Raw genomic sequence first — 22,064 nt, forward strand, 5'->3', positions numbered from 1 at the left:
CCATTTTATGGTAAGGTTTTCTATGCGTATATTTTATCTAATTTTTACAATTAAACAGTATTAAATTATATAAAGTTTTGAAACTATTGAAAACGAATACTAAACAAAAATTACTCTTAGTAATACTTTTATTAATTGGCTTTGGCATACAAGCGCAAGTTAAAAAGTCTTTTACTCCTAGATATAATTCTACTATTACAGGAGACGTAACTATGGTAGGTAATAATATGTTGTCAAGAACAGCTACTACTAATTACGATGGTGAGCAAGATAATCATGATTTTGTTGATAATGTATATGTCGATATAGATAATGACAACACGACTTTCAATTCAAGTAGTGCTAATTTATCGAATCCTAAACCTGGTGATCCATGTTTAGAAATTGATAGGGTGTTATTGTATTGGGCTGCAGCAGATAAAGGATTAATAAATGATGGTGATGAAGCTGAAAATGAACCAAACTGGAATTATAATGATGTAAAATTAATGCTTCCAGGACAAACGACTTACACAACTGTTACAGCTGACGAAGTTATCTATAGAGGACGAAATGAAAACCCACACGAAAATAACGATCCTTATGTATGTGTCAAAGATATAACTAGCAGTGTATTAAGTCTTTCTGAACCTTTTGGAAAGTATCAAGTTGCAAATATTGAAGCTAAAACAGGTTTTTTAGTATCGCATAATGGTAATAATACAGGGACTTCAGGTGGATGGCAAGTAATTTTGGTTTACAAAAGTGACAATTTAAAATCAAGAAATATCACTCTATTTGACGGTTATGCCAATGTAACTAGTACACAAAATAATTTTGATATAAATATTACAGGTTTCCAAACTGTACCAAATGGAGTTGTAAGATCAAATATTGTTATTGGTGCTTTAGAAGGTGATAGAGCTTTAACAGGAGACCGTTTGCAAATATTAAATACTGCAAACACTTTTGTTGATATAACTGCACCTTTAAGAAGTGCTGATAATTTTTTTAATAGTAGAATTACAGTAGGACCAAGTAATGGCGCAAACAACTTTATAGATAGAAATCCTGCAAGTTTAAATACGTTGGGTTTTGATGCTGCTATTTTTCCATTATCAAATCAAGGAAATTCTATTCTAACAAATAATCAAACATCTACAACTCTTAGATTAACTTCTAATCAAGAAACTTATGGGTTATTTGTCTTAGGTTTTTCAGTTGAAGTGTATGAACCTAATATTCAAACAACATTTACTGTTAATCCAACATCAATCACTCCTACAAACACTCCACAAACAGCCACATATTCAGCCAATGTAACTAATGCTGGAAATGATGATGCTACCAACGTGGTTTTAACAACAGTGATTCCTGTGGGTTCTGAATTAGTTACTCCAATTACTGGATTACCATCTGGTGTTACATATACATACAACTCTACTACACGAGTTCTAACTTTTACAGTAGCCAATGGAGTTTTAGCAGCTGGCGAAAGTTTTTCTTTAACCTATAACACAACAATAAATGATAATTGTTATTATTTAACCAATACGTGTTCTGATGTTTTAAGTTCTACACTTTCTGCTACATATAACGGAAATTTAAATATCAAAGATTTTTCTAGTGGTAGCTCAACAGGTACAGATAGTTGTGGAATTGGTAACAACTTAGGTGCAACAGTTACTGTTAATCAACCTTCACCTGCAACTTGGATAACTCAAGCTGGAGACTTGGATAGAACGGTTAGTTGTGATGATAGTGCAGCATTAACTAATGCACAAGCGTTAATTCCTGTTCCGTCATGTTCTGGTCTTACGCCAGTTAAAACGTCTGGGCCTTTTGTTCAAGACGCTCAATGTCCATCTAATGGAACATATACAAATACATGGAATTTTACTGATGCTTGTGGAAGAACTATAGACAATTATGTACAAATCATTACTGTAACCGACACGACACCTCCTACATTTACTGCACCTGCAGATATTGAAATTTTTACTGATGCCTCTTGTAATTATGATGCTTCTGTTGCTCAAACTGGAGATGTCACTAACGAAGCTGATAACTGTTCTACTGGTTTAAATGCTACTTTTTCTGATAGCGTAGTTGCTGGCACTTGTGAAGGAAGCTTTGTTATTACTCGTACTTGGTCTTTAGTAGACAATTGTGGTAATGCTGCTCCTACTCAAACTCAAACTATTACAGTTTCAGATAATACTCCTCCAACTTTTACTGCACCTGCAGATATCGAAATATTTACTGATGCCTCTTGTAATTATGATGCTTCTGTTGCTCAAACTGGAGATGTCACTAACGAAGCTGATAACTGCTCTACTGGTTTAAATGCTACTTTTACAGATAGCGTAGTTGCTGGTTCCTGTGAAGGAAGCTTTGTTATTACTCGTACTTGGTCTTTAGTAGACAATTGTGGTAATGCTGCTCCTACTCAAACTCAAACTATTACAGTTTCAGATAATACTCCTCCAACTTTTACTGCACCTGCAGATATCGAAATATTTACAGATGCCTCTTGTAATTATGATGCTTCTATTGCGCAAACTGGAGATGTCACTAACGAAGCTGATAACTGCTCTACTGGTTTAAATGCTACTTTTTCTGATAGCATAGTTGCTGGTTCCTGTGAAGGAAGCTTTGTTATTACTCGTACTTGGTCTTTAGTGGACAATTGTGGTAATACTGCTCCTACTCAAACTCAAACTATTACAGTTTCAGATAATACTCCTCCAACTTTTACTGCACCTGCAGATATTGAAATATTTACAGATGCCTCTTGTAATTATGATGCTTCTGTTGCGCAAACTGGAGATGTCACTAACGAAGCTGATAACTGCTCAACTGGATTAAATGCTACTTTTACAGATAACGTAGTTGCTGGTAGTTGTGAAGGAAGCTTTGTTATTACTCGTACTTGGTCTTTAGTAGACAATTGTGGTAATGCTGCTCCTACTCAGACTCAAACTATTACAGTTTCAGATAATACACCTCCTACTTTTTCTGCACCTGCAGATATAACTATTAGTTGTGAGCAAGATCCTACTGATTTATCAATTTCAGGTGATGTTACAAATGAAACAGATAACTGTGATACTAGTTTAGATGCTACTTATACAGATAGCACAACTGCTGGTAGTTGTCCAAATGAATCAGTAATTACTAGAACTTGGACATTAACAGATGATTGTAATAATACAACAACACATGTACAAACTATCACTATTGAAGACAACACTCCTCCAACTTTTGTTGAAGCTTTACCGTCTGATGCAACTGTAGATTTTGATTCAATTCCAAATGCTGTCACTTTAACTGCTACAGATAATTGTGGTACAGCTACTGTTACTTTTAATGAAATACAAAATGGTGATATCTGTACTGGAAGTTTTACAATAACAAGAACCTGGACAGCTACAGATGATTGTAACCTTACCACAGTTCACACTCAAGTTTTAACAGTTACACAACCTATCCTTGAAGCTACTATAACTGCTCAAACAAATGCTATTTGTGGTAGTGCAGATGCATCTGCTACTGTTACTCCTACTGGAGGAACAGAACCTTATATGTATCAATGGAATGATTCTTCTTCCCAAACTACAGCTACAGCTTCTAATTTAGTTGCTAATTCTTATAATGTTACAATTACTGATGCAAATAATTGTACTATTACAATACCTGTTATTATTACAGATTCTTGTATTACATTAACAAAATCTGGTATTTTTAATGATGAAGATCAAGATAACTGTGCAGATGTTGGTGAGACAATAACTTATAGCTTTGTTGTATCTAATACAGGAAATGCTAACTTAACAAATGTTATTGTAACCGATTCATTACTTGAAGCTCCTAACCCAGTCGTAGCGATTGTATTAGCTTCTGGTGATACCGATAACGATAACGAATTAGATCCTACCGAAACGTGGACCTATACCGCTAACTATACAGTGACGCAAGCGGATATTGATGCTGGTCAGGTGACTAATCAAGCTACGGTAACTGCTTTTACATTAGATAATATATCTATTTCTGATACATCTGGAATTACTTCAAATACTGACGACCAAACTATTGTTACCTTATGTACAGATGAAAATATCGCTCTTGTCAAGTCTGGAATCTTTAATGATGAAGATCAAGATAACTGTACAGATGTGGGAGAAACCATCTCATACACCTTTACTGTAACTAATACTGGTAATGTGTCTATCGATACTATAGTCCTTACCGATCCTTTATTAGAAGCACCTAACCCTGTCGTTACTATTGCATTCGCCTCTGGGGATACCGATAACGATAACGAATTAGATCCTACCGAAACGTGGACCTATACCGCTAACTATGCAGTGACGCAATCGGATATTGATGCTGGTCAGGTGACTAACCAAGCAACCGTGACGGGACAAAACGTCTTAACCGATGCGGTGGTGACTGACCTATCTGGTACTACTGCAACTACGGACGATGCGACGGTTATTACCTTATGTCAAGGGGATACCACCATTGCGCTTGTCAAGTCTGGAATCTTTAATGATGAAGATCAAGATAACTGTACAGATGTGGGAGAAACCATCTCATACACCTTTACTGTAACTAATACTGGTAATGTGTCTATCGATACTATAGTCCTTACCGATCCTTTATTAGAAGCACCTAACCCTGTCGTTACTATTGCATTCGCCTCTGGGGATACCGATAACGATAACGAATTAGATCCTACCGAAACGTGGACCTATACCGCTAACTATGCAGTGACGCAATCGGATATTGATGCTGGTCAGGTGACTAACCAAGCAACCGTGACGGGACAAAACGTCTTAACCGATGCGGTGGTGACTGACCTATCTGGTACTACTGCAACTACGGATGATGCGACGGTTATTACCTTATGTCAAGGGGATACCACTATCGCTCTTGTCAAGTCTGGAATCTTTAATGATGAAGATCAAGATAACTGTACAGATGTGGGAGAAACCATCTCATACACCTTTACTGTAACTAATACTGGTAATGTGTCTATCGATACTATAGTCCTTACCGATCCTTTATTAGAAGCACCTAACCCTGTCGTTACTATTGCATTCGCCTCTGGGGATACCGATAACGATAACGAATTAGATCCTACCGAAACGTGGACCTATACCGCTAACTATGCAGTGACGCAATCGGATATTGATGCTGGTCAGGTGACTAACCAAGCAACCGTGACGGGACAAAACGTCTTAACCGATGCGGTGGTGACTGACCTATCTGGTACTACTGCAACTACGGATGATGCGACGGTTATTACCTTATGTCAAGGGGATACCACTATCGCTCTTGTCAAGTCTGGAATCTTTAATGATGAAGATCAAGATAACTGTACAGATGTGGGAGAAACCATCTCATACACCTTTACTGTAACTAATACTGGTAATGTGTCTATCGATACTATAGTCCTTACCGATCCTTTATTAGAAGCACCTAACCCTGTCGTTACTATTGCATTCGCCTCTGGAGATACCGATAACGATAACGAATTAGATCCTACCGAAACGTGGACCTATACCGCTAACTATGCAGTGACGCAATCGGATATTGATGCTGGTCAGGTGACTAACCAAGCAACCGTGACGGGACAAAACGTCTTAACCGATGCGGTGGTGACTGACCTATCTGGTACTACTGCAACTACGGATGATGCGACGGTTATTACCTTATGTCAAGGGGATACCACCATTGCGCTTGTCAAGTCTGGAATCTTTAATGATGAAGATCAAGATAACTGTACAGATGTGGGAGAAACCATCTCATACACCTTTACTGTAACTAATACTGGTAATGTGTCTATCGATACTATAGTCCTTACCGATCCTTTATTAGAAGCACCTAACCCTGTCGTTACTATTGCATTCGCCTCTGGAGATACCGATAACGATAACGAATTAGATCCTACCGAAACGTGGACCTATACCGCTAACTATGCAGTGACGCAATCGGATATTGATGCTGGTCAGGTGACTAACCAAGCAACCGTGACGGGACAAAACGTCTTAACCGATGCGGTGGTGACTGACCTATCTGGTACTACTGCAACTACGGACGATGCGACGGTTATTACCTTATGTCAAGGGGATACCACCATTGCGCTTGTCAAGTCTGGAATCTTTAATGATGAAGATCAAGATAACTGTACAGATGTGGGAGAAACCATCTCATACACCTTTACTGTAACTAATACTGGTAATGTGTCTATCGATACTATAGTCCTTACCGATCCTTTATTAGAAGCACCTAACCCTGTCGTTACTATTGCATTCGCCTCTGGGGATACCGATAACGATAACGAATTAGATCCTACCGAAACGTGGACCTATACCGCTAACTATGCAGTGACGCAATCGGATATTGATGCTGGTCAGGTGACTAACCAAGCAACCGTGACGGGACAAAACGTCTTAACCGATGCGGTGGTGACTGACCTATCTGGTACTACTGCAACTACGGATGATGCGACGGTTATTACCTTATGTCAAGGGGATACCACCATTGCGCTTGTCAAGTCTGGTCTCTTTAATGATGAAGATCAAGATAACTGTACAGATGTGGGAGAAACCATCTCATACACCTTTACTGTAACTAATACTGGTAATGTGTCTATCGATACTATAGTCCTTACCGATCCTTTATTAGAAGCACCTAACCCTGTCGTTACTATTGCATTCGCCTCTGGGGATACCGATAACGATAACGAATTAGATCCTACCGAAACGTGGACCTATACCGCTAACTATGCAGTGACGCAATCGGATATTGATGCTGGTCAGGTGACTAACCAAGCAACCGTGACGGGACAAAACGTCTTAACCGATGCGGTGGTGACTGACCTATCTGGTACTACTGCAACTACGGATGATGCGACGGTTATTACCTTATGTCAAGGGGATACCACCATTGCGCTTGTCAAGTCTGGTCTCTTTAATGATGAAGATCAAGATAACTGTACAGATGTGGGAGAAACCATCTCATACACCTTTACTGTAACTAATACTGGTAATGTGTCTATCGATACTATAGTCCTTACCGATCCTTTATTAGAAGCACCTAACCCTGTCGTTACTATTGCATTCGCCTCTGGGGATACCGATAACGATAACGAATTAGATCCTACCGAAACGTGGACCTATACCGCTAACTATGCAGTGACGCAATCGGATATTGATGCTGGTCAGGTGACTAACCAAGCAACCGTGACGGGACAAAACGTCTTAACCGATGCGGTGGTGACTGACCTATCTGGTACTACTGCAACTACGGATGATGCGACGGTTATTACCTTATGTCAAGGGGATACCACCATTGCGCTTGTCAAGTCTGGAATCTTTAATGATGAAGATCAAGATAACTGTACAGATGTGGGAGAAACCATCTCATACACCTTTACTGTAACTAATACTGGTAATGTGTCTATCGATACTATAGTCCTTACCGATCCTTTATTAGAAGCACCTAACCCTGTCGTTACTATTGCATTCGCCTCTGGGGATACCGATAACGATAACGAATTAGATCCTACCGAAACGTGGACCTATACCGCTAACTATGCAGTGACGCAATCGGATATTGATGCTGGTCAGGTGACTAACCAAGCAACCGTGACGGGACAAAACGTCTTAACCGATGCGGTGGTGACTGACCTATCTGGTACTACTGCAACTACGGACGATGCGACGGTTATTACCTTATGTCAAGGGGATACCACCATTGCGCTTGTCAAGTCTGGAATCTTTAATGATGAAGATCAAGATAACTGTACAGATGTGGGAGAAACCATCTCATACACCTTTACTGTAACTAATACTGGTAATGTGTCTATCGATACTATAGTCCTTACCGATCCTTTATTAGAAGCACCTAACCCTGTCGTTACTATTGCATTCGCCTCTGGGGATACCGATAACGATAACGAATTAGATCCTACCGAAACGTGGACCTATACCGCTAACTATGCAGTGACGCAATCGGATATTGATGCTGGTCAGGTGACTAACCAAGCAACCGTGACGGGACAAAACGTCTTAACCGATGCGGTGGTGACTGACCTATCTGGTACTACTGCAACTACGGATGATGCGACGGTTATTACCTTATGTCAAGGGGATACCACCATTGCGCTTGTCAAGTCTGGAATCTTTAATGATGAAGATCAAGATAACTGTACAGATGTGGGAGAAACCATCTCATACACCTTTACTGTAACTAATACTGGTAATGTGTCTATCGATACTATAGTCCTTACCGATCCTTTATTAGAAGCACCTAACCCTGTCGTTACTATTGCATTCGCCTCTGGGGATACCGATAACGATAACGAATTAGATCCTACCGAAACGTGGACCTATACCGCTAACTATGCAGTGACGCAATCGGATATTGATGCTGGTCAGGTGACTAACCAAGCAACCGTGACGGGACAAAACGTCTTAACCGATGCGGTGGTGACTGACCTATCTGGTACTACTGCAACTACGGATGATGCGACGGTTATTACCTTATGTCAAGGGGATACCACCATTGCGCTTGTCAAGTCTGGTCTCTTTAATGATGAAGATCAAGATAACTGTACAGATGTGGGAGAAACCATCTCATACACCTTTACTGTAACTAATACTGGTAATGTGTCTATCGATACTATAGTCCTTACCGATCCTTTATTAGAAGCACCTAACCCTGTCGTTACTATTGCATTCGCCTCTGGGGATACCGATAACGATAACGAATTAGATCCTACCGAAACGTGGACCTATACCGCTAACTATGCAGTGACGCAATCGGATATTGATGCTGGTCAGGTGACTAACCAAGCAACCGTGACGGGACAAAACGTCTTAACCGATGCGGTGGTGACTGACCTATCTGGTACTACTGCAACTACGGATGATGCGACGGTTATTACCTTATGTCAAGGGGATACCACCATTGCGCTTGTCAAGTCTGGTCTCTTTAATGATGAAGATCAAGATAACTGTACAGATGTGGGAGAAACCATCTCATACACCTTTACTGTAACTAATACTGGTAATGTGTCTATCGATACTATAGTCCTTACCGATCCTTTATTAGAAGCACCTAACCCTGTCGTTACTATTGCATTCGCCTCTGGGGATACCGATAACGATAACGAATTAGATCCTACCGAAACGTGGACCTATACCGCTAACTATGCAGTGACGCAATCGGATATTGATGCTGGTCAGGTGACTAACCAAGCAACCGTGACGGGACAAAACGTCTTAACCGATGCGGTGGTGACTGACCTATCTGGTACTACTGCAACTACGGATGATGCGACGGTTATTACCTTATGTCAAGGGGATACCACCATTGCGCTTGTCAAGTCTGGAATCTTTAATGATGAAGATCAAGATAACTGTACAGATGTGGGAGAAACCATCTCATACACCTTTACTGTAACTAATACTGGTAATGTGTCTATCGATACTATAGTCCTTACCGATCCTTTATTAGAAGCACCTAACCCTGTCGTTACTATTGCATTCGCCTCTGGAGATACCGATAACGATAACGAATTAGATCCTACCGAAACGTGGACCTATACCGCTAACTATGCAGTGACGCAATCGGATATTGATGCTGGTCAGGTGACTAACCAAGCAACCGTGACGGGACAAAACGTCTTAACCGATGCGGTGGTGACTGACCTATCTGGTACTACTGCAACTACGGATGATGCGACGGTTATTACCTTATGTCAAGGGGATACCACCATTGCGCTTGTCAAGTCTGGTCTCTTTAATGATGAAGATCAAGATAACTGTACAGATGTGGGAGAAACCATCTCATACACCTTTACTGTAACTAATACTGGTAATGTGTCTATCGATACTATAGTCCTTACCGATCCTTTATTAGAAGCACCTAACCCTGTCGTTACTATTGCATTCGCCTCTGGGGATACCGATAACGATAACGAATTAGATCCTACCGAAACGTGGACCTATACCGCTAACTATGCAGTGACGCAATCGGATATTGATGCTGGTCAGGTGACTAACCAAGCAACCGTGACGGGACAAAACGTCTTAACCGATGCGGTGGTGACTGACCTATCTGGTACTACTGCAACTACGGACGATGCGACGGTTATTACCTTATGTCAAGGGGATACCACCATTGCGCTTGTCAAGTCTGGAATCTTTAATGATGAAGATCAAGATAACTGTACAGATGTGGGAGAAACCATCTCATACACCTTTACTGTAACTAATACTGGTAATGTGTCTATCGATACTATAGTCCTTACCGATCCTTTATTAGAAGCACCTAACCCTGTCGTTACTATTGCATTCGCCTCTGGGGATACCGATAACGATAACGAATTAGATCCTACCGAAACGTGGACCTATACCGCTAACTATGCAGTGACGCAATCGGATATTGATGCTGGTCAGGTGACTAACCAAGCAACCGTGACGGGACAAAACGTCTTAACCGATGCGGTGGTGACTGACCTATCTGGTACTACTGCAACTACGGACGATGCGACGGTTATTACCTTATGTCAAGGGGATACCACCATTGCGCTTGTCAAGTCTGGAATCTTTAATGATGAAGATCAAGATAACTGTACAGATGTGGGAGAAACCATCTCATACACCTTTACTGTAACTAATACTGGTAATGTGTCTATCGATACTATAGTCCTTACCGATCCTTTATTAGAAGCACCTAACCCTGTCGTTACTATTGCATTCGCCTCTGGGGATACCGATAACGATAACGAATTAGATCCTACCGAAACGTGGACCTATACCGCTAACTATGCAGTGACGCAATCGGATATTGATGCTGGTCAGGTGACTAACCAAGCAACCGTGACGGGACAAAACGTCTTAACCGATGCGGTGGTGACTGACCTATCTGGTACTACTGCAACTACGGATGATGCGACGGTTATTACCTTATGTCAAGGGGATACCACTATCGCTCTTGTCAAGTCTGGAATCTTTAATGATGAAGATCAAGATAACTGTACAGATGTGGGAGAAACCATCTCATACACCTTTACTGTAACTAATACTGGTAATGTGTCTATCGATACTATAGTCCTTACCGATCCTTTATTAGAAGCACCTAACCCTGTCGTTACTATTGCATTCGCCTCTGGGGATACCGATAACGATAACGAATTAGATCCTACCGAAACGTGGACCTATACCGCTAACTATGCAGTGACGCAATCGGATATTGATGCTGGTCAGGTGACTAACCAAGCAACCGTGACGGGACAAAACGTCTTAACCGATGCGGTGGTGACTGACCTATCTGGTACTACTGCAACTACGGACGATGCGACGGTTATTACCTTATGTCAAGGGGATACCACCATTGCGCTTGTCAAGTCTGGAATCTTTAATGATGAAGATCAAGATAACTGTACAGATGTGGGAGAAACCATCTCATACACCTTTACTGTAACTAATACTGGTAATGTGTCTATCGATACTATAGTCCTTACCGATCCTTTATTAGAAGCACCTAACCCTGTCGTTACTATTGCATTCGCCTCTGGGGATACCGATAACGATAACGAATTAGATCCTACCGAAACGTGGACCTATACCGCTAACTATGCAGTGACGCAATCGGATATTGATGCTGGTCAGGTGACTAACCAAGCAACCGTGACGGGACAAAACGTCTTAACCGATGCGGTGGTGACTGACCTATCTGGTACTACTGCAACTACGGATGATGCGACGGTTATTACCTTATGTCAAGGGGATACCACCATTGCGCTTGTCAAGTCTGGAATCTTTAATGATGAAGATCAAGATAACTGTACAGATGTGGGAGAAACCATCTCATACACCTTTACTGTAACTAATACTGGTAATGTGTCTATCGATACTATAGTCCTTACCGATCCTTTATTAGAAGCACCTAACCCTGTCGTTACTATTGCATTCGCCTCTGGGGATACCGATAACGATAACGAATTAGATCCTACCGAAACGTGGACCTATACCGCTAACTATGCAGTGACGCAATCGGATATTGATGCTGGTCAGGTGACTAACCAAGCAACCGTGACGGGACAAAACGTCTTAACCGATGCGGTGGTGACTGACCTATCTGGTACTACTGCAACTACGGATGATGCGACGGTTATTACCTTATGTCAAGGGGATACCACCATTGCGCTTGTCAAGTCTGGTCTCTTTAATGATGAAGATCAAGATAACTGTACAGATGTGGGAGAAACCATCTCATACACCTTTACTGTAACTAATACTGGTAATGTGTCTATCGATACTATAGTCCTTACCGATCCTTTATTAGAAGCACCTAACCCTGTCGTTACTATTGCATTCGCCTCTGGGGATACCGATAACGATAACGAATTAGATCCTACCGAAACGTGGACCTATACCGCTAACTATGCAGTGACGCAATCGGATATTGATGCTGGTCAGGTGACTAACCAAGCAACCGTGACGGGACAAAACGTCTTAACCGATGCGGTGGTGACTGACCTATCTGGTACTACTGCAACTACGGACGATGCGACGGTTATTACCTTATGTCAAGGGGATACCACCATTGCGCTTGTCAAGTCTGGAATCTTTAATGATGAAGATCAAGATAACTGTACAGATGTGGGAGAAACCATCTCATACACCTTTACTGTAACTAATACTGGTAATGTGTCTATCGATACTATAGTCCTTACCGATCCTTTATTAGAAGCACCTAACCCTGTCGTTACTATTGCATTCGCCTCTGGGGATACCGATAACGATAACGAATTAGATCCTACCGAAACGTGGACCTATACCGCTAACTATGCAGTGACGCAATCGGATATTGATGCTGGTCAGGTGACTAACCAAGCAACCGTGACGGGACAAAACGTCTTAACCGATGCGGTGGTGACTGACCTATCTGGTACTACTGCAACTACGGACGATGCGACGGTTATTACCTTATGTCAAGGGGATACCACCATTGCGCTTGTCAAGTCTGGAATCTTTAATGATGAAGATCAAGATAACTGTACAGATGTGGGAGAAACCATCTCATACACCTTTACTGTAACTAATACTGGTAATGTGTCTATCGATACTATAGTCCTTACCGATCCTTTATTAGAAGCACCTAACCCTGTCGTTACTATTGCATTCGCCTCTGGGGATACCGATAACGATAACGAATTAGATCCTACCGAAACGTGGACCTATACCGCTAACTATGCAGTGACGCAATCGGATATTGATGCTGGTCAGGTGACTAACCAAGCAACCGTGACGGGACAAAACGTCTTAACCGATGCGGTGGTGACTGACCTATCTGGTACTACTGCAACTACGGATGATGCGACGGTTATTACCTTATGTCAAGGGGATACCACTATCGCTCTTGTCAAGTCTGGAATCTTTAATGATGAAGATCAAGATAACTGTACAGATGTGGGAGAAACCATCTCATACACCTTTACTGTAACTAATACTGGTAATGTGTCTATCGATACTATAGTCCTTACCGATCCTTTATTAGAAGCACCTAACCCTGTCGTTACTATTGCATTCGCCTCTGGGGATACCGATAACGATAACGAATTAGATCCTACCGAAACGTGGACCTATACCGCTAACTATGCAGTGACGCAATCGGATATTGATGCTGGTCAGGTGACTAACCAAGCAACCGTGACGGGACAAAACGTCTTAACCGATGCGGTGGTGACTGACCTATCTGGTACTACTGCAACTACGGACGATGCGACGGTTATTACCTTATGTCAAGGGGATACCACCATTGCGCTTGTCAAGTCTGGAATCTTTAATGATGAAGATCAAGATAACTGTACAGATGTGGGAGAAACCATCTCATACACCTTTACTGTAACTAATACTGGTAATGTGTCTATCGATACTATAGTCCTTACCGATCCTTTATTAGAAGCACCTAACCCTGTCGTTACTATTGCATTCGCCTCTGGGGATACCGATAACGATAACGAATTAGATCCTACCGAAACGTGGACCTATACCGCTAACTATGCAGTGACGCAATCGGATATTGATGCTGGTCAGGTGACTAACCAAGCAACCGTGACGGGACAAAACGTCTTAACCGATGCGGTGGTGACTGACCTATCTGGTACTACTGCAACTACGGATGATGCGACGGTTATTACCTTATGTCAAGGGGATACCACCATTGCGCTTGTCAAGTCTGGAATCTTTAATGATGAAGATCAAGATAACTGTACAGATGTGGGAGAAACCATCTCATACACCTTTACTGTAACTAATACTGGTAATGTGTCTATCGATACTATAGTCCTTACCGATCCTTTATTAGAAGCACCTAACCCTGTCGTTACTATTGCATTCGCCTCTGGGGATACCGATAACGATAACGAATTAGATCCTACCGAAACGTGGACCTATACCGCTAACTATGCAGTGACGCAATCGGATATTGATGCTGGTCAGGTGACTAACCAAGCAACCGTGACGGGACAAAACGTCTTAACCGATGCGGTGGTGACTGACCTATCTGGTACTACTGCAACTACGGATGATGCGACGGTTATTACCTTATGTCAAGGGGATACCACCATTGCGCTTGTCAAGTCTGGAATCTTTAATGATGAAGATCAAGATAACTGTACAGATGTGGGAGAAACCATCTCATACACCTTTACTGTAACTAATACTGGTAATGTGTCTATCGATACTATAGTCCTTACCGATCCTTTATTAGAAGCACCTAACCCTGTCGTTACTATTGCATTCGCCTCTGGGGATACCGATAACGATAACGAATTAGATCCTACCGAAACGTGGACCTATACCGCTAACTATGCAGTGACGCAATCGGATATTGATGCTGGTCAGGTGACTAACCAAGCAACCGTGACGGGACAAAACGTCTTAACCGATGCGGTGGTGACTGACCTATCTGGTACTACTGCAACTACGGACGATGCGACGGTTATTACCTTATGTCAAGGGGATACCACCATTGCGCTTGTCAAGTCTGGAATCTTTAATGATGAAGATCAAGATAACTGTACAGATGTGGGAGAAACCATCTCATACACCTTTACTGTAACTAATACTGGTAATGTGTCTATCGATACTATAGTCCTTACCGATCCTTTATTAGAAGCACCTAACCCTGTCGTTACTATTGCATTCGCCTCTGGGGATACCGATAACGATAACGAATTAGATCCTACCGAAACGTGGACCTATACCGCTAACTATGCAGTGACGCAATCGGATATTGATGCTGGTCAGGTGACTAACCAAGCAACCGTGACGGGACAAAACGTCTTAACCGATGCGGTGGTGACTGACCTATCTGGTACTACTGCAACTACGGATGATGCGACGGTTATTACCTTATGTCAAGGGGATACCACCATTGCGCTTGTCAAGTCTGGTCTCTTTAATGATGAAGATCAAGATAACTGTACAGATGTGGGAGAAACCATCTCATACACCTTTACTGTAACTAATACTGGTAATGTGTCTATCGATACTATAGTCCTTACCGATCCTTTATTAGAAGCACCTAACCCTGTCGTTACTATTGCATTCGCCTCTGGGGATACCGATAACGATAACGAATTAGATCCTACCGAAACGTGGACCTATACCGCTAACTATGCAGTGACGCAATCGGATATTGATGCTGGTCAGGTGACTAACCAAGCAACCGTGACGGGACAAAACGTCTTAACCGATGCGGTGGTGACTGACCTATCTGGTACCACTGCAACTACGGATGATGCGACGGTTATTACCTTATGTCAAGGGGATACCACCATTGCGCTTGTCAAGTCTGGTCTCTTTAATGATGAAGATCAAGATAACTGTACAGATGTGGGAGAAACCATCTCATACACCTTTACTGTAACTAATACTGGTAATGTGTCTATCGATACTATAGTCCTTACCGATCCTTTATTAGAAGCACCTAACCCTGTCGTTACTATTGCATTCGCCTCTGGGGATACCGATAACGATAACGAATTAGATCCTACCGAAACGTGGACCTATACCGCTAACTATGCAGTGACGCAATCGGATATTGATGCTGGTCAGGTGACTAACCAAGCAACCGTGACGGGACAAAACGTCTTAACCGATGCGGTGGTGACTGACCTATCTGGTACTACTGCAACTACGGATGATGCGACGGTTATTACCTTATGTCAAGGGGATAGTTCTTTAGAAATTGTAAAATCTGCTACTATTGCTAATGGTGATCCGTGTATTGTCCTTGGTAGTGAAGTAACATATACATTTACTGTAACTAATACTGGTACAGTTTCTATCAATAATATTACAATTACTGATGATTTATTAGGTGGTGATATTACTGCTTCATTAACTCTTACTGGTGATACCAATGCTAATGGTGTGCTTGAACCTACTGAAACTTGGATCTTTACTGCTCCTAATTATACAGTAACTCAAGCGGATGTTGATGCTGGTAGCATTACTAATACTGTGACTGTAGATGGATCAGACACTAATTCAATTTCTGTTTCTAATACAGATACTTACATCATTGATCAGAATAATCCTGATGTGACTTTCTGTGATCCTACAACTGGTATAAACATTGTTAAAGCTGCAACTATTGCTAATGGTGATCCGTGTATTGTCCTTGGTAGTGAAGTAACATATACATTTACTGTAACTAATACTGGTACAGTTTCTATCAATAATATTACAATTACTGATGATTTATTAGGTGGTGATATTACTGCTTCATTAACTCTTACTGGTGATACCAATGCTAATGGTGTGCTTGAACCTACTGAAACTTGGATCTTTACTGCTCCTAATTATACAGTAACTCAAGCGGATGTTGATGCTGGTAGCATTACCAATACAGTTGTTGCGGATGGTATTGAAATTCTTGGTGGTACTGATGTGTCTGATACAGATACTTACATCATTGATCAGAATAATCCTGATGTGACTTTCTGTGATCCAACTACTGGTATAAACATTGTTAAAGCTGCAACTATTGCTAATGGCGATCCGTGTATTGTCCTTGGTAGTGAAGTAACATATACATTTACTGTAACTAATACTGGTACAGTTTCTATCAATAATATTACAATTACTGATGATTTATTAGGTGGTGATATTACTGCTTCATTAACTCTTACTGGTGATACCAATGCTAATGGTGTGCTTGAACCTACTGAAACTTGGATCTTTACTGCTCCTAATTATACAGTAACTCAAGCGGATGTTGATGCTGGTAGCATTACTAATACTGTGACTGTAGATGGATCAGACACTAATTCAATTTCTGTTTCTAATACAGATACTTACATCATTGATCAGAATAATCCTGATGTGACTTTCTGTGATCCTACAACTGGTATAAACATTGTTAAAGCTGCAACTATTGCTAATGGTGATCCGTGTATTGTCCTTGGTAGTGAAGTAACATATACATTTACTGTAACTAATACTGGTACAGTTTCTATCAATAATATTACAATTACTGATGATTTATTAGGTGGTGATATTACTGCTTCATTAACTCTTACTGGTGATACCAATGCTAATGGTGTGCTTGAACCTACTGAAACTTGGATCTTTACTGCTCCTAATTATACAGTAACTCAAGCGGATGTTGATGCTGGTAGCATTACCAATACAGTTGTTGCGGATGGTATTGAAATTCTTGGTGGTACTGATGTGTCTGATACAGATACTTACATCATTGATCAGAATAATCCTGATGTGACTTTCTGTGATCCAACTACTGGTATAAACATTGTTAAAGCTGCAACTATTGCTAATGGCGATCCGTGTATTGTCCTTGGTAGTGAAGTAACATATACATTTACTGTAACTAATACTGGTACAGTTTCTATCAATAATATTACAATTACTGATGATTTATTAGGTGGTGATATTACTGCTTCATTAACTCTTACTGGTGATACCAATGCTAATGGTGTGCTTGAACCTACTGAAACTTGGATCTTTACTGCTCCTAATTATACAGTAACTCAAGCGGATGTTGATGCTGGTAGCATTACCAATACAGTTGTTGCGGATGGTATTGAAATTCTTGGTGGTACTGATGTGTCTGATACAGATACTTACATCATTGATCAGAATAATCCTGATGTGACTTTCTGTGATCCAACTACTGGTATAAACATTGTTAAAGCTGCAACTATTGCTAATGGCGATCCGTGTATTGTCCTTGGTAGTGAAGTAACATATACATTTACTGTAACTAATACTGGTACAGTTTCTATCAATAATATTACAATTACTGATGATTTATTAGGTGGTGATATTACTGCTTCATTAACTCTTACTGGTGATACCAATGCTAATGGTGTGCTTGAACCTACTGAAACTTGGATCTTTACTGCTCCTAATTATACAGTAACTCAAGCGGATGTTGATGCTGGTAGCATTACCAATACAGTTGTTGCGGATGGTATTGAAATTCTTGGTGGTACCGATGTGTCTGATACAGATACTTACATCATTGATCAGAATAATCCTGATGTGACTTTCTGTGATCCGATAGGAGAAATAAATCTAGTTAAAACAGGAATTTTTAATAATGATAACGGAAATAATTGTACAGAAGTTGATGAGACTATTACTTATACTTTCGTCGTAACAAATACAGGAACTGTTTCATTAGGAAATGTAGTTATAACAGATCCTCTTCTTAACAATGCTACTCCTCCTGTATCTATTGATTATGTATCTGGTGATACAGATGGAGACAACCAATTAGATTTAAATGAAACCTGGACGTTTACTGCAACTTACTTAGTTACTCAAGGAGATATTGATGCTACAGAAGTGGTTAATACTGCCACAGTAACTGCAGAAATGGTAGTTAATGGAAATATTGTTTCAGATACTTCTCAAACAACAACAGATTTAATTGAAGATATCACTCCTCCAGATACTTCTAATTGTCAAGTGCTGGATGAAACTATTGAATGTGATGGTACAAACAATGAAACTTTAGCAGATGCATGGAATGCTGCTAATATCTTAGCATTAGAAAATTGTGCAACTGATGAGTGTGATAATAACTTTGTTGTTACTTCTGACTATGATTTTGCAAACTTAATTTCAGGATGTGGAGCTACTGGTTCAATAACAGTAACTTACACATTAACAGATGCTACAGGTAATTCAAGTACTTTTACAGCTACATTAACTATTGAAGATACATCAAGTCCTAGTTTTACAGTTCCTGATGATATAACTATTAACTGTGATCAAGATCCAAACGATTTAATGCTTACAGGAGATGTAACTACTGAAACTGATAGCTGTAGTGGTCCTCTTGAAGCAACCTATTTAGATGCTATTACAGCTGGATCTTGTGCTAACGAATCTGTAATTACTAGAACATGGACATTAACAGATGAGTGTAACAACACGACTACTTTAGTGCAAACTATTACTGTGGTAGACACTACTGCTCCAACGTTTACAGTGCCTGCAGATGTGACTATCGAGTGTAGTGATGACGAAACTGATTTATCACTTACAGGTGATGTAACAGATGAAAACGATAACTGCTCGACTGGTTTAGAAGCAACCTATTCAGATGCTGTTGCTACTGGTTCTTGTGCTAACGAATCTGTAATTACTAGAACGTGGACATTAACAGACGAGTGTAACAATACGACTACTTTAGTTCAAACTATTACTGTGGTAGACACTACTGCTCCAACGTTTACAGTGCCTGCAGATGTAACTATCGAGTGTAGTGATGACGAAACGGATTTATCACTTACTGGTGATGTAACTGATGAAACTGATAACTGTTCAACTGGTTTAGAAGCAACCTATTCAGATGCTGTTGCTACTGGTTCTTGTGCTAACGAATCTGTAATTACTAGAACGTGGACATTAACAGACGAATGTAACAATACGACTACTTTAGTTCAAACTATTACTGTTGTAGATACTACTGCGCCTACGTTTACAGTGCCTGCAGATGTGACTATCGAGTGTAGTGATGACGAAACGGATTTATCACTTACAGGTGATGTAACAGATGAAAACGATAACTGCTCGACTGGTTTAGAAGCAACCTATTCAGATGCTGTTGCTACTGGTTCTTGTGCTAACGAATCTGTAATTACTAGAACGTGGACATTAACAGACGAGTGTAACAATACGACTACTTTAGTTCAAACTATTACTGTTGTAGACACTACTGCTCCAACGTTTACAGTGCCTGCAGATGTGACTATCGAGTGTAGTGATGACGAAACGGATTTATCACTTACTGGTGATGTAACTGATGAAACTGATAACTGTTCAACTGGTTTAGAAGCAACCTATTCAGATGCTGTTGCTACTGGTTCTTGTGCTAACGAATCTGTAATTACTAGAACGTGGACATTAACAGACGAATGTAACAATACGACTACTTTAGTTCAAACTATTACTGTTGTAGATACTACTGCGCCTACGTTTACAGTGCCTGCAGATGTGACTATCGAGTGTAGTGATGACGAAACGGATTTATCACTTACAGGTGATGTAACAGATGAAAACGATAACTGCTCGACTGGTTTAGAAGCAACCTATTCAGATGCTGTTGCTACTGGTTCTTGTGCTAACGAATCTGTAATTACTAGAACGTGGACATTAACAGACGAGTGTAACAATACGACTACTTTAGTTCAAACTATTACTGTTGTAGACACTACTGCTCCAACGTTTACAGTGCCTGCAGATGTGACTATCGAGTGTAGTGATGACGAAACTGATTTATCACTTACAGGTGATGTAACAGATGAAAACGATAACTGCTCGACTGGTTTAGAAGCAACCTATTCAGATGCTGTTGCTACTGGTTCTTGTGCTAACGAATCTGTAATTACTAGAACGTGGACATTAACAGACGAGTGTAACAACACGACTACTTTAGTGCAAACTATTACTGTGGTAGACACTACTGCGCCTACGTTTACAGTGCCTGCAGATGTAACTATCGAGTGTAGTGATGACGAAACGGATTTATCACTTACTGGTGATGTAACAGACGAAAACGATAACTGTTCAACTGGTTTAGAAGCAACCTATTCAGATGCTATTGCTGCTGGATCTTGTGCTAACGAATCTGTGATTACTAGAACATGGACATTAACAGACGAGTGTAACAATACAACAACACTTGTTCAAACTATATCAGTTGTAGATACAGCAGGTCCTACATTAATTACTCCTTTAGATTTACCAAGTAGTGTGATTTGTTCTAATGTACCAGAAGTTCCAGAGTTATCATTTGAAGATGATTGTTCAACAAATAACATTAATGTAGTATTTGAAGAAACATCAACTTTCACTGGAACTGAAGAAATCTACGATTTGATATGGACTTGGACTGCTACAGATGACTGTGGTAATGACACAGTAATTACGCATACAATTAACGTTGTAACTGAGAACTTTACTGAAGAAATTGAAGCAGATAGATGTACCGAAGATGGATTAATTGATCTTTATGAATTCCTACCTGATGGAGCAGATACATTTATAGAATGGGTTGTAGTCACCGATGGAATAACAATAATTGATGGTATCTTTGATCCACTAGAGGTTGAAATCGGAGATTATGTATTTACCTATACGGTTTCTAATAACGGGTGTTTAAATACTTATGAAGTAACTATTCATGTTAATGAAGATTGTATAGTATTACCTTGTGGTGAAGACGATTTAAAAATTTCTAAAGCAGTAACGCCAAATGGAGATAGTTATAACGAATTCTTCACAGTTGGTGGTGTTGAAGAATGTGGATTTATTGTAGATATTAAAATATTTAACCGTTTTGGTGATATTGTTTTCGAATCTAGAGACTATCAAAATGATTGGAATGGACAAAGTCCAAGTGGATCTGTAGGTTCCGCTGGAAGATTACCAAACGGTACATACTATTATGTTATAGATATAAAGGATAGTGGTATCAAACCATTAGCTGGCCCTATTTACTTAGGAACTAAATAAGAATTATAG

At 40.3% G+C, this 22,064-nt stretch carries 1 protein-coding gene; it reads left to right on the forward strand.

The window, feature by feature from the left end:
• The first annotated feature begins 86 nt into the window (after window positions 1-86).
• Window positions 87-22,055 carry a gliding motility-associated C-terminal domain-containing protein gene (locus Ollyesu_RS12810; RefSeq protein WP_279301618.1) on the forward strand — a complete coding sequence of 7,323 codons (21,969 nt, stop codon included), beginning with the start codon at window positions 87-89 and terminating at the stop codon, window positions 22,053-22,055.
• Window positions 22,056-22,064 lie beyond the last annotated feature (9 nt).

Origin of the sequence: Olleya sp. YS, from assembly GCF_029760915.1 — a bacterium.
Taxonomy (GTDB): Bacteria; Bacteroidota; Bacteroidia; order Flavobacteriales; family Flavobacteriaceae; genus Olleya.